Below are 12,318 nucleotides of genomic sequence, written 5' to 3' on the forward strand. Positions count from 1 at the left end.
CGGCTCTTGCCGATGATGCGGGAGATGAGACGCGGCCAAGCGAACCGTTGCGCGCATCCGAACACGGAGCGGAAGGTGGAATCTCGAGCCTAGTCTTGTGCTGTTTGTGCGCCCGGACGGCGCAGTTCAGGTCAACGCGGGAGGCCCACGCGACAGATGCGCGGACGACCGGATGTGCGCGACGAGACGGTCTCGCACGAAGCAGATCGCTTCCGCGCGAAGCGCGACGCGCTCGGCTAGAACGGTGTCAGGAGGCGGAAGGCCGCCGGTGACGTGATGCCCGATGCACAGCGGGCAGTGAATCGTGGTCTTGTGACCGCTCTTGTCCGCGTCGGTCGGATCGGTATCCACTCCGCTCATGCAGATTTCGTGAGCGGCAGCGGGGCTGATCGATGAGAAGCTCGCGATCAGGATGCTGGACAGGATGACGTTGAGAACGAGCGCGTAGGCCGCAATGAATGCAGTCCCGACGCCGACCCGCCGCCTTGATCCAAAGCTCGTCATTCCAAGATCCCCGAAGCAGGGGTATCACAAGGCAGCCGCGAGTCAAATGCGCCATTCATCGCGCGCGAGCGCGGCGAGCCCATTGCCTGCCGAGAGGTGCCGGACGGCGCGCGCGCCGCCCGGCCTTCGAGCGACTACAACGTCATCTGCATCGGCTCCGCGAAATAGCGGAAACCGTCGCCCGCCTTGGCGACATGGCCGTAGCCCGGCCAGGCGAAGTGATAGGACATCACCGGCGTCTTGTTCGCCGCAAGCATCGTGAGCAGCTTGACGCGCGATTCCGCCGCCTGGCTCGGATTGGTATCGTAAGAGAACTCCATTCGGGGTCGCTCGAGCAGCAGCACCGCATGGTGGGAGAGGTCGCCGAGGAAGGCGAAGGATTTTCCGGCGGACGAGATCATGAAGATGTTGTGGCCGACGGTGTGACCGGGCGCGGCGATCGCCTGCACACCGGGCAGGAATTCCTGGCCGTCCTGGAAAAACACGATCCGGTCGCGGACCGGCATCAGGTTCTTGCGGGCGTGGATGACGAAGTCCTTCATGGGGGTGCCCAGCTTGCCTTCGTCGGTCCAGAAGTCGAAGTCGCTCTGGGCGATATAGATCTGGGCGTTCGGAAACAGCGGCTTGTTGTTGGCATCGACGATGCCGCCGATGTGGTCGATATGGGCATGCGAGCAAACCACGGCATCGATGTCTTCCGGCTTGATGCCGGCTTCGGCCATGCTCTTCTGCTGACGGCCCGTCGTCGGGCCGAACGCCTGCGACGTCCCCATGCCGGTATCGAACAGGATGAGCCTGTCGCCTGTATTCACGATCGGAGAGTTCTGTTCGAGCACGACGTTGTCCGGCGACAGGAAATTGTCCGCGAGCATCTTCTTGACTTCCTCCTTGGGAACGCCGGTGAAAGTGCCCGAGGGATCGCCGAGCGGAAGCGGGCCGTCGGATACGACGGTGATTTCAGCATCGCCGAGAACGAAGCGGTGCCAATAGGGCGTCTGGGTTCCGAGTTTGGGAGCACGCGCAACCGCGTTGCCGCCGAGCATGGCGCTGGCTCCGAGGCCTGCGCCGAGCGAGAGCAGGGATCGACGTGAGACATTCAGTGTCATGGGTTTCCTCCAACTGCCTTTGGCTTGCGCGACGAATTGCGCGTCGCGGCCTGGTTATTCAACCTTAGGTCGGCGCCCGGCATGCTGCGCCGGTTGCGGTGGGCTGGCAAGTGGAATTGGTTTGGCGATGATCCGGACATCTCGTCTGTTTCCGCCGGAAGTATCATCGCGCGGCGGCAAGCCGCGGCCTTCATCCGCGTGGCTGATGAATTGTCGTCGGACGCGAATGCATCAGCGTCACTGACCGGTTGCTCCGCCGCATGCTCGCGCGATCATCTGCTGCGCCGGCTGGAGGCAGCTTCGGGGAATGCGGTCGGAATCTTCGAAGCGCGGGATGCTCGGTCTTCCCCCCCGGCGCATTGCTGTCCGGTGGGGGCGAGAACCATTAACCAGATACCTGCGGATCAATATTGCACTGAGAGCAATGTTATTATTGTACCGAGTATTGTGTTGGATCATATTCCGGTCAAACAGCAAATTGTACCGGGTATGCCCCGGCAAGAACGGAACGACGACGATGCACCCCAGTTACCTCGAGCTATTTCTGGCATTCCTCGGATTGACCTTCGGATTGCCCTCCGTACTGCCCCATCTGTTTTTCAAGCGCCGGGACGCGGAACACCGCAAGACCTCGTGATGCAAAGGGCTACGCGCGGGTGGGCCTCGCGCACCTGCGGCGGATTGCTCGCCGTCACCGCATTGAAGCTGCTTGGGGCCTGTCTCGGCTGCTATCCGACGTAAGTGGTGACCTCACGCGCCGCAGACGATCACGCCATACCAGCCGAGCCCGCGATAGGTCTCGTAGCCGGGCGTGGCATGGAACGCGATCAGCGTTCCCGAGCGATCGCGGTAGAAGCCGGAGCGCTGGTCGTTCAGCGACAGCGGGAGGCGTTCGCTCAGGATGCCGTGGCCATCGGAAGCGGCGATGACGCGAAAGCCGGAGTCCACCAGCAGCACGCGGGCCCGGTCGTTGTCGCCGACACGCACGCCCGTGACGATGGCGCGAGCCTGCGGCTCCCAGTCGAAATGGATCGCCAGCACGCCGATCGGCTCGCCGCTGGCCTGTCCGCCGGCGCGGACGCTCGCACAATAGGTTGCGACCTGGGCGTTGCCGAGCAGCGGCTGACTGTCGATGTCACCGGCGACATAGTCGTCACCGGACCTCAGTGAGCAGGCCTCGCGAAACCAACGCGTGTGGGCGACGTTCTGGCCGGCGACGCGAAAGCGGTCGGCGCGGCCGCTGGCGATGACGTTACCTTCGAGATCGCAGAGCCAGAGGTCGAGATAGACCGTGTAGGCACCAAGGATCACGCCGAGCCGCTGCGAGGCATGGGTGATCGTGCCGGCATCCGGTGAGGCCGCGCAGTCGACCACGGCGGAATCGGTCGCCCACCAGCGCACGTCGCAGGTGCGCTCATACAGATTGCGGTCGATCAGCTCGATCGCGTTCAGCGACAGGTCGACCATGCGCTCGCCAAGGGAGCGCTGGCTCATGCGCTCGATCGAGGAGACGAGTTCGCCGGTCCGTTTCGTCAGTTGGCTCTCGAGCTCGCGCGCGATGGTCTCGACCTGCTGGCCGACGCCGCGCACCTCCTGCGCCACCACCGCGAAGCCCGCGCCCTGCGCGCCGGCGCGCGAACTCTCGATCAGCGCGTTCAGCGCCAGCATCTTCATCTGGTTGGTGATCTGCTGGATCGACTTGGTCTTGTCGACGGCGATCTGGTTCACCTCCGCGGTGAGGCGGTTGATCAGGGCGGAGATGTCGGAATCATCTTTGGCGGGTTCGTCGGCGATCGTCCTGGTCGACCGACCCAGCGCAGCAGACATCGGGCATTTCCCTGGCAAAGAGGCCTGATTTGCAGTGAATCCGGACCAACGATTGGCAGATCGAAGGCGCATCGTTCTGCCGGGATTCGGCCTAACGCCTGCTTAATTTGCTGTTCGGCGGAATGCCTAAATGGTAGTCACCCGGCCGCTGCAGTGGCAATCCACCGCTTTGTGCGGCGGGGCCGTTGCAAATCTCCGTGGATTCCCGGTCAATCGTCTCATCGGCCGGCGATGCAGCGCTTGCACCCGGCTCTCAAGTTCCTCGAACCATCTGACTCAATGCCGCCGCCCGCCATCGCCTTGCCCGTCGAAGCGCCCCAGGCGTTCCTGGGAGTCAGCCGCTCGCTCACAGACAAGCTGTGGCGTGACCGGCTCGATGCGCGCGGGGCGGCGAAGGCGCTCGCCATCGTGCAACAGCATCAATTGCCCGAACTCCTGGCGCGCGTGCTGGCCGGCCGAGGCGTCGACATCGATGCCGTCGCCGACTTCCTCGATCCGACCATCCGCAAGCTCCTGCCGGATCCGTTCACCGTGACGGAGATGGAAGCCGCCGCGAAGCGGATCGCCGACGCTGCACAAAAGGGTGAGAAGGTCGCAATTTTCGGCGATTATGATGTCGACGGCGCCACATCGTCCGCGCTGCTTGCCTGGCATTTGCGCCATTGCGGGCTCGATCCGCTGATCCACATTCCCGACCGCATTTTCGAAGGCTATGGCCCGAACACGGAGGCGGTGCGGGGACTTGCGGCAAAGGGCGCCACGCTGCTCGTCACGGTCGACTGCGGCACCACCAGCATCGAGCCGCTCGCGGAAGCCAGGCGGCTCGGCATGTCCGTGGTCGTGATCGACCACCACCAGGCCGGCACGGAACTGCCCGAGGTCGACGCACTGGTCAATCCGAACCGGCTCGACGATCTCTCGGGCCTCGGTCATCTCGCCGCGGTCGGTCTCGTGCTGGTGACGCTGGTGGCCGTGAATCGCGAGTTGCGCCAGCGTGGCTTCTGGACCTCCGAAATGCCGGAGCCGGATCTGCTCGGCATGCTGCATCACGTCGCGCTCGGGACGGTCGCGGATGTCGCGCCGCTGATCGGCCTCAACCGCGCCTTCGTCGCCAAGGGGCTGATCGCGATGCGGCGGCGCGATCATGTCGGTCATACCGCGCTGATGGATGTCGCGCGGCTCAATGGGCCGCCGGAAGCCTGGCATCTCGGTTTCATGCTGGGGCCGCGCGTCAATGCCGGCGGCCGCATTGGCCGCGCCGATCTCGGCGTGCGGCTGCTGCTCGAAGGTGACAGCGTCGAGGCCGCGCGGATCGCCGCCGAACTTGATCGCCTCAACACCGAACGCCGTTTCATAGAGCAGGCGGCGGAGGCGCAGGCCGAAGCCGAGGCGCTCGCCTCCATCGGGCTCGAAGACAAGCTCGGCGTGATCGTAACGGCCTCCGAAGGCTGGCATCCCGGCGTGGTCGGCCTCGTCGCCTCCCGACTGAAGGAGAAGTTTTCGCGACCGGCGTTCGCCATCGCGCTCGAGCCTGGCGGCATTGGCACCGGATCCGGCCGTTCGATCGCGGGCGTCGACCTCGGCAAGGCGGTGCGGCAGGCCGTCACCGACGGCATCCTGCTGAAAGGCGGCGGCCACGCCATGGCCGCGGGCGTGACGCTGCGGAAGGAGAAGCTCGCCGAATTCCGCGCGTATCTGGAGAATGCGCTCGCGGGCGCCGTAGCGGAGGCGCGCCACGTCAACGAACTCTCGATCGACGGCGCGGTCTCCGCGCGCGCGGTGACGACCGAGCTTGCGGCGACCCTCAACCGCGCAGGGCCCTTCGGCAGCGGCAATCCCGAGCCGGTGCTGGCGCTGCCGGCGCACCAGCTGGTTTATGCCGATGAAGTCGGGCAGGCGCATCTGCGCCTGCGCTTCAAGTCCGGTGACGGCGCCATCGTCAACGGCATCGCCTTCCGCTCCATCGGCCAGAAGCTCGGCAATGCGCTGGTCGCCAATCGCGGCCAGCAATTGCATGTCGCAGGCTCGCTGTCGGTCGATCGCTACCAGGGCGTCGAACGCGTACAGTTCCGCGTGATCGACATCGCACTACCGGATCAGGGACCATCCGTGATTAGATAGCGCCCTCAATGAATAGACCGCTCAAACAACAAAAAAGGGAGTGAACATGGCAGGGCAGGTGGACGGCAAGGTCGCGCTGGTGACGGGCGGAGCCTCCGGCATCGGCGAGGCGATCGTCGAGCTGTTTGCGCGTGAGGGCGCCACCGTCGTGATCACCGATATCGACGAGCTGCGCGGCCCCGAACTTGCCAAGCGCATCACCAAGGCCGGCGGCAAGGCGATCTTCCTGGAGCAGGACGTCACCAGCGAGGAGCGCTGGATCGAGATCGTCGCCGACGTCGCCAAGCGCTACAGCCGGCTCGACATCATGGTCTCCAATGCCGGCATCGGCATCTCCGTGCCATCGATCGTCAACATGACGCTCGGCGACTGGCGCAAGCAGAACGCGATCAATCTCGACGGCGTGTTTCTCTCGGTCAAGCATTGCCTGCCCCTGATGCGCAAGACCGGCGGCGGCTCCATCGTCATGATGTCCTCGCTCGCGGGCCTGCGCGGTTCGCCGGGTCTGTCGGCCTATTCGGCGACCAAGGGCGGTGTGCGCCTGTTCGCGAAATCGATCGCGATGGAATGCGCGGCGGCCGGCGACGGCATCCGCGTCAACTCCGTTCATCCCGGGATCATCGACACTCCGATCTGGGGCAAGATCCCGACCGGGGCGACCGGCAACCAGGGCAACGCGCCGATCGATCCGGAAGAGCGCGCCAAGGTCGCCACGCCGCTCGGTCGCGCCGGCCATGCCGCGGAAATCGCCTCCGGCGTGCTGTATCTGGCCTCCGATGCCTCGCGCTACGTCACCGGCAGCGAGCTCGTGATTGACGGCGGCATGAACGCCGGCGGCGTGCCGCGGCGGCAATAGGCGCCGCGCGAGACGCGAAGGGCAGGGTGGCGCCCGCAGGGGCTGACGCGCAGGCGCCGTCCCGGTACAAGGCGAAGAAATCCGATCGACAAAGGTTTCCCTCGCCATGGCGCACAGCCTTCACTCTTCGTCATCCTCGCCGGCGCCGTTCCGCTCGAACCGGCCGGACCTTGCGACCGACGCGATCCGCAGCGCGCGCGAGGATCTTGCCGCCTGCTTCCGCATGGCGGCGCGCAACGGCTTCGAGGAGGGCATCTGCAACCACTTCTCGGCCGTGGTGCCCGGCCATGACGATCTCTTCCTGGTCAATCCCTACGGCTACGCCTTCCGCGAGATGACCGCCTCGAAGCTGCTGATCTGCGACTTCCACGGCAACGTGCTCGACGGCGAGGGCGTGCCCGAGGCGACCGCGTTCTACATCCACGCCGAGATGCACAGGCTGCTGCCGCGCGCCAAGGTCGCCTTCCACACCCACATGCCCTATGCGACGGCGTTGTCGATGACCGAGGGCGATCCCCTGATCTGGGCTGGCCAGACCGCGCTGAAATTCTACGGCCGCACCGCAGTCGACCGCGACTACAACGGCCTCGCCCTCGACAACCGGGAAGGCGCGCGCATCGCCGCCGCCGTCGGCGATGCCGACATCGTCTTCATGAAGCATCACGGCGTGATGGTGCTGGCCCCGACCATCGCGGAAGCCTGGGACGACCTCTATTATCTCGAACGCGCCGCCGAGGTGCAGGTGCTGGCGATGTCGACGGGACGGAAGGTGCTGCCGGTCGACCCCGCGATCGCGGCGGCCACCTACAAGCAGATGCGCGATGGCGATTCCGAATCCGCGCGTCTGCATCTCGCCGCCATCCGTCGTCAGCTCGATGCGGAGGAGCCGCAGTACCGGCATTGAACTCTTTGCGTCGTCATTCCGGGGCGCGCGAAGCGCGAGCGCGGAATCGGGCTCAACGAGCGCGATGACGTGAAATGGCATCGGAGTCGTCGCCAAGCGGCGCACCCCGGGAGCAGGGATGTGAAACGCGCGCCTACGCCCCCTGCCGCAGCTTCGCCAGCACCTTCAATCCGCCATAGCCGTCCGCGGGTGAAATCCCCGCCCGCTGCTGGAAATCCTTGATCGCCTTCATCGTGTCGTTGCCGACGCGGCCGTCGGTGCCGCCGGTGTCGAAGCCCGCCTTGGTCAGGCGCGTCTGCATCTCCTGCACCTCCGCCAGCGTCAGCGCGCGCTCGGAGCCGGGGAAGGGCTGGATGAAAGGCGGCGCTCCCAGGCAGCGGTCGCCGAGATGGCAGATCGCCAGCGCGTAGTTCATCGAGGGATTGTAGCTCTTCACCGAATAGAAGTTCGGGCCCAGCAGGAAGGTCGGGCCGCCCGCAACCGGCGTCCACATCTGCGCCGATGCGTTCGGTTGCGGGAATGGCTCGCCGTCGGCGCGGGTCACGCCGGCCGCCTGCCACGCCGCATAGCTGCGGCTGCCGCTGGCATTGCCCGCCGCGCGCACCTCATAGCCCCAATGCTCGCCGCGGCGCCACTTGCCGCGATTGACGAGATATTTGGCCGTCGAGCCGAGCGCGTCGTCGGGCCTGCCGAAGGGCGAGACCTTGCCGTCGCCGTCATAGTCGATGCCGACGTTGAGCCAGACCTCCGGCATCCATTGCGAATGGCCCATCGCGCCGGCCCAGGAGCCGCGCATCTCCTCGGGCGTGCTCCAGCCTTTGTCGACGATGCGCAGCGCATTGATCAGCTCGGCCTCCCAATAGGCCTTGCGTCGCGGTTCGTTCCACGCGAGTGCGGCAAGCGAGGGAAACACCGGCGTCATGTGGTTCTGCTGCACCAGCGGATCGCCATAGGCGGACTCGACGCCCCACAGCGCCAGCAGCGTGCCGCGCTCGACGCCGAAATCGCGTTCGATACGTGCGAACAGCGCTTCGTTCTTCTTCAGCGCGATCTTGCCGTTGATGATCCGCCAGTCGGAGACGCGGCGGTTGATGTATTGCCAGACCTGCTCGTTGAATTCGGGCTGGTTGCGGATCTGTTTGAACACGCTCATGTCAGGCTCGACGCGCGCCATCGCGCGCTGCCATGTCGCCGCCGAGATCCCCTTGGCCATCGCCCGCGCGCGAAAGCCCTCGCGCCATTCGTCGAAGCCCGGCGGCGCGGCGAGAACGCGTGTCGTCGATGCCAGCAGGGCGGCGGCACCGAGCGCTGATTGGAGCAGGCTGCGGCGCGCGGGATCGGCCAAGGAATCAGCTTGTTTCATGGGCGCAGTCTAGCGGGAAACATGGCTCGTGTGAGCCGGTTCCGCGAATGTGAGGAACCTGGCGCGCGTCGGAACAAAGTGTCGCACTCCTGCATTCCATCCGCACCACATTGGAGGAGGAAGACAATGAGGAAATATCTGTTCGCCGCTGCCATGGTCACTGCTGTTGCAGCTCCCGCGTTTGCCGACGAAGTCGGTGTGCATGTCGGCCCGGTCGGTGCCGGCGTGACGGTGGGCGAGTCCCACGAATACCGCGATCGCGACCGTGACCGCACCACTGTCATCCGGGAGCGCGCGCCTGCCGACCGCACCACCGTCATCAAGAAGGAAGACGAGTACGGCAATCGCACCAAGACCGTGATCCATCACGACAATGACTGACGGAACAGGGCCCCGGCCTGGTTGCCGGGGCCGGTTCTGCGCGCAACCGGTTGAGTGGAAGATCGGGGTGGAATGAAGATACGCGCGCATGCGGAGAGCCATGTCGTCGAACTGGACGACGGATCGCAGTGGCAGATCTTTCCCGGCGATCTCGCTGCAACGCTCGGCTGGAAACCCGAGACCGATCTGCGCCTGGAGCGCAGCATCGATCGGGTCTGCACGCACGTGCTGATCAACGCGGCCGATCAGAGCCGCGTGCGCGTCATTGCTGCCGGCGAGGCCTGGCCCGCCGGCGAAGTGAAGAAGGTTTTGAAGGACGGCTGAAATTCGCTGCCGCGCGGGCCGGGGTTCGCTGCCGCGTCGCTCGGCCTAGCTTTCTTGGAGATCGGCCGCGATGCCGGCGAGCCAGCGCCGGACCGTGGAGTCCGCGCTCGCGTCCAGACCGCTCGCGAGGCGCTTCTCCAGCGCGATCACGCGCTCCCTGCATGCCCTGAGCAACGACGTCCCGCGCGCCGTCAGCGTCCATTGCTGGATGCGGCCGTGGACGGGATGCGGCGTCTTTTCGATCGCACCATCCCGTTCCAGATTGCGAGTGATCACCCCCACGGTCTGCGGCGTGAGGAAGGTGAGGCGTGCGACATCGGCGCCCGAGAGGCCCGGATAGGCATTGAGCATCGTCAGCACGGCGAATTGCGGCGAGGTCACGCCGAGATCGGCAAGGGTCCGTTCCATCGTCAGCCGGACCGCGGCGTTCGCTTGGCGCAGGAGATAGCCGAGATAACCCTGCTCGCCGCGCTTGCCTTCGCCGGGGGCAGGCAGGCGCACTGAGCCGTCGGAGGTCACGCCGGCCTGCCGCCGCCCGGCGGCTTTCGTGTTCGGTTGCGGTTTCTTGATGCGGGCCGCATTGCGTGGCATATAAGAACTCTTATACTGTGTAAGTGCTCTTATATAGATACGAGGTGAATGACGATGTCGCAAGCGCGCAGCGAATATGAGGATTTCAAGAGGATCGCGCCCGATGCCTACGATCTGGTGCTGGCGCTGGGGCAGGTTGCGGCCAAAGCCGGCCTCGACAAGCAGCTCCTCGAACTGGTCAAGCTGCGCGCCTCGCAGATCAACGGCTGCGCCTTCTGCGTGCAGCACCATGTCCTGCTCTCCGAGCGTATCGGGGTGCCCGTGGACAAGCTCACGCTCGTCGCGGTCTGGCGCGAGGCGCCGATCTTCTCCCCCCGCGAGCGCGCGGCTCTGGCGTGGGCCGAAGCGCTGACCTTCCTGCCCGATGGCGTCAGCGATGAGGTTTATGCCGAAGCCAGCCGGGAATTCTCCGAGACCGAGCTGATGTACCTGACATCGGCGATCGCCTCGATCAACGTCTGGAATCGGTTCGGCGCGGCTTATCGCTGGTCGCCGGCGAAGCGGCCGGTTGCCGCGAATGCCGCCGCATCCTGATCTCAACGAAGGGAGCTCGACATGACCGCCATGAGATTGACAGCCGCGGCGTGGCAACGATCCCCGCATGCGATGACGATCGCCGTTGCCGGCGGGCTCGCCTGTGCGCTTGCGATCGGCCGGGTATTGCCGGTCGCGATGGATAGCGTTTCCAGCGCATTGGCGCCACTTTGTGCGTCGGCTGCCGAAAGCTCGCCGCTCGACAAGGTCGAGCCGATCGGCTCCTACGCGTTGCCCAACGTGCCGGGCAAGCGCGTCACCATCGTGCGTGTGTTCTACGGTCCCGGCGGGTTCTCGCGGCCGCATCGCCATGCAGGGTCGGTGACGGCCTACATCACCAAGGGCGAAATCCGCTCCCAGCTCGGCGGCGGTCCGGTCGAAACATTCGGAGTCGGCCAATCCTTTTTTGAACCGCCGGGCGCGACGCATCTGGTCTCGGCCAATGCGAGCACGACGGAGCCGGCGGAACTGATTGCCGTTTTCGTCGCCGATGAAGGCGCGCAGCTGACGACCTATCTCGACTAGGACGCGGACTCGTGAAGACGCAGCCTGATTGATGCGAGTTGAACGAAGGCTGGGTCGTTGGCGGCAAGCCTGTCGTAGCGCGTCGCGAACGCGCTCAGCGTAGATTTCCGGTGAAGAAATCGACGGCGAGTTTGATCGTCTCGGCATGGACTGCCTCGCGGTCGGTGCCATCGGGATCGCGGCACGAGCTTCGAAAGAATACGGTTCCGACCAGAGTGCATGTGCCCAGAAAGACGAAATGGCCGGCCTTCGGAAATATCTTCAGGGTCGCATGCGGAATCAACCGAGCGAACGCCTCGGCAGCGGCTGCTGTCGGGATGATTTCGTCGGCGCTTCCGGCAACGATCGCAACGGGTAGCGAGATTTTCTCGAGACTGTCCGGCGCGAAGATCGGGCCCGGCCCGGGCGCCATGGCGAAGGCCGCGCGGATGCGTTCGTCACGATAGGACTTGCCGGCCTGGCCGTAGCGTTGCCGGAAATCGATGTCGACGCTTAGACGCGCTTGGGTCTCCTGGCGCATGACGGCAGCGGGCGGCGGCGGTTTGCACGACGCGTCGGCCGCGGGCGAGCGGCAGAACGCTTCCAGCAGTTCCGGATTGCTGATGCCGCCAACGGCCGCGAGGGCGGTGTAGCCACCAAGCGAATGACCGGCCACACCGATGCGCGCGGGATCGATCAGGCTGCTGAAGGTCTTGTCGACGAGCATCGCATCGATGACGGCGCTGACGTCCACAGCTCGCAGCCACCACAATGACATACCCTCGACGGTGTAGTCCTCGAGCGCGTTATTGCCGGGATGATTGACTGCGACGACGATGAAGCCGGCCCGCGCGAGTGCCGTCCCGAGCCAGGCGATCTGGAACGCTGCGCCGCCGTTGCCATGGGACAGGACGATGAGCGAGCGCCGGGGGCCTGGTGCCGGCTCCGCATCGGGCGCGGCGCTGCCGGCACTGAAGAACGGGATGATGCGCGGCCCGACCCATTGAGGGCGCTCGTGCGCGTCTGCTGCGGCCGGATACCAGATCGTCGCGCGGAGCGCATGTGTCTTGGCGCCGCGCCAATCGTAGGGTTCAGCAGGAATAAAATCGCGCGTGGTGAGGCCGACCCTAAAGACCACGTCTTCTGCGCAAGCACCGCTTGGTGCCGCGAGAAGGGTCAGCAACAGGGCCAAAAACCTCATCAGATGTCCCACCTGGACGCGCAAGACATGTCAGCCGACAACGCGATGACGCCTTCATTGCGAAGCCGCCAGCGCTTGATACCGCGAGGCCCTTCAGCTTCC

14 protein-coding genes and 1 pseudogene are annotated in these 12,318 nt (G+C 65.4%); 8 read left to right on the plus strand and 7 right to left on the minus strand.

Annotation, left to right across the window (positions count from 1 at the left end):
• Positions 1-126: 126 nt before the first annotated feature.
• Both QM712_RS07210 and QM712_RS07215 read right to left on the minus strand, forming a co-directional pair.
• Positions 127-504, minus strand: a complete 378-nt coding sequence (locus QM712_RS07210; RefSeq protein WP_415022385.1) for a DUF2946 family protein — start codon at positions 502-504, stop codon at positions 127-129.
• 134 nt (positions 505-638) lie between these two features.
• Positions 639-1,610: an MBL fold metallo-hydrolase gene (locus QM712_RS07215; RefSeq protein ID WP_415022386.1), complete on the minus strand. Its 972-nt coding sequence runs from the start codon at positions 1,608-1,610 to the stop codon at positions 639-641.
• A gap of 24 nt (positions 1,611-1,634) precedes the next feature.
• On the opposite strand from QM712_RS07215, the gene QM712_RS07220 reads away from it, so the two are divergent.
• A complete protein-coding gene (locus QM712_RS07220; RefSeq protein ID WP_415022387.1) occupies positions 1,635-2,351 on the plus strand; it encodes a hypothetical protein in 717 nt (238 codons plus the stop codon).
• 9 nt (positions 2,352-2,360) lie between these two features.
• Here QM712_RS07220 and QM712_RS07225 read toward each other — a convergent pair whose 3' ends face one another.
• On the minus strand, positions 2,361-3,437 hold the full coding sequence (locus QM712_RS07225; RefSeq protein WP_415022388.1) for a methyl-accepting chemotaxis protein: 1,077 nt from the start codon (positions 3,435-3,437) through the stop codon (positions 2,361-2,363).
• Between the two features lie 279 nt (positions 3,438-3,716).
• On the opposite strand from QM712_RS07225, the gene recJ reads away from it, so the two are divergent.
• The 3 genes from recJ to QM712_RS07240 all read left to right on the plus strand — a co-directional run bounded on the left by recJ (position 3,717) and on the right by QM712_RS07240 (position 7,318).
• Positions 3,717-5,558: a single-stranded-DNA-specific exonuclease RecJ gene (gene recJ / locus QM712_RS07230; RefSeq protein WP_415022389.1), complete on the plus strand. Its 1,842-nt coding sequence runs from the start codon at positions 3,717-3,719 to the stop codon at positions 5,556-5,558.
• Positions 5,559-5,604: 46 nt separating this feature from the next.
• The gene (locus QM712_RS07235) at positions 5,605-6,414 is read left to right on the plus strand and encodes an SDR family NAD(P)-dependent oxidoreductase (RefSeq protein WP_415022390.1); all 810 of its coding nucleotides are present in this window, start codon (positions 5,605-5,607) and stop codon (positions 6,412-6,414) included.
• A 106-nt stretch (positions 6,415-6,520) separates the two neighbouring features.
• Positions 6,521-7,318 carry an aldolase gene (locus QM712_RS07240; protein WP_415022391.1) on the plus strand — a complete coding sequence of 266 codons (798 nt, stop codon included), beginning with the start codon at positions 6,521-6,523 and terminating at the stop codon, positions 7,316-7,318.
• A gap of 133 nt (positions 7,319-7,451) precedes the next feature.
• Here QM712_RS07240 and QM712_RS07245 read toward each other — a convergent pair whose 3' ends face one another.
• Positions 7,452-8,681: a lytic murein transglycosylase gene (locus QM712_RS07245; RefSeq protein ID WP_415022392.1), complete on the minus strand. Its 1,230-nt coding sequence runs from the start codon at positions 8,679-8,681 to the stop codon at positions 7,452-7,454.
• Between the two features lie 126 nt (positions 8,682-8,807).
• Here QM712_RS07245 and QM712_RS07250 point away from each other — a divergent pair, with 126 nt between their 5' ends.
• Both QM712_RS07250 and QM712_RS07255 read left to right on the plus strand, forming a co-directional pair.
• The gene (locus QM712_RS07250) at positions 8,808-9,062 is read left to right on the plus strand and encodes a hypothetical protein (protein ID WP_415022393.1); all 255 of its coding nucleotides are present in this window, start codon (positions 8,808-8,810) and stop codon (positions 9,060-9,062) included.
• Between the two features lie 72 nt (positions 9,063-9,134).
• Positions 9,135-9,386: a hypothetical protein gene (locus tag QM712_RS07255; RefSeq protein WP_415022394.1), complete on the plus strand. Its 252-nt coding sequence runs from the start codon at positions 9,135-9,137 to the stop codon at positions 9,384-9,386.
• A gap of 45 nt (positions 9,387-9,431) precedes the next feature.
• Here the strand turns inward: QM712_RS07255 and QM712_RS07260 are convergent, their stop codons facing one another.
• Entirely contained in the window at positions 9,432-9,977 is a 546-nt protein-coding gene (locus QM712_RS07260; RefSeq protein ID WP_415022395.1) for a MarR family winged helix-turn-helix transcriptional regulator, read from the minus strand.
• A 54-nt stretch (positions 9,978-10,031) separates the two neighbouring features.
• Between QM712_RS07260 and QM712_RS07265 the strand changes: the two genes are divergently transcribed.
• Entirely contained in the window at positions 10,032-10,511 is a 480-nt protein-coding gene (locus QM712_RS07265) for a carboxymuconolactone decarboxylase family protein (protein WP_415022563.1), read from the plus strand.
• A 21-nt stretch (positions 10,512-10,532) separates the two neighbouring features.
• Positions 10,533-11,036, plus strand: coding sequence for a cupin domain-containing protein (locus QM712_RS07270; protein WP_415022396.1), 504 nt, complete (start codon positions 10,533-10,535; stop codon positions 11,034-11,036).
• Here QM712_RS07270 and QM712_RS07275 read toward each other — a convergent pair.
• Positions 11,033-11,158, minus strand: a pseudogene (locus QM712_RS07275) (IS5/IS1182 family transposase); the annotation flags it as partial. The gene QM712_RS07270 and the pseudogene QM712_RS07275 overlap by 4 nt on opposite strands.
• Complete coding sequence (locus QM712_RS07280; protein WP_415022564.1) at positions 11,131-12,216, minus strand: alpha/beta hydrolase family protein; 1,086 nt, start codon at positions 12,214-12,216, stop codon at positions 11,131-11,133. The pseudogene QM712_RS07275 and the gene QM712_RS07280, both read right to left, overlap by 28 nt.
• Positions 12,217-12,318 lie beyond the last annotated feature (102 nt).

This window comes from Bradyrhizobium sp. (genome assembly GCF_047605465.1).
GTDB lineage: Bacteria > Pseudomonadota > Alphaproteobacteria > Rhizobiales > Xanthobacteraceae > Bradyrhizobium.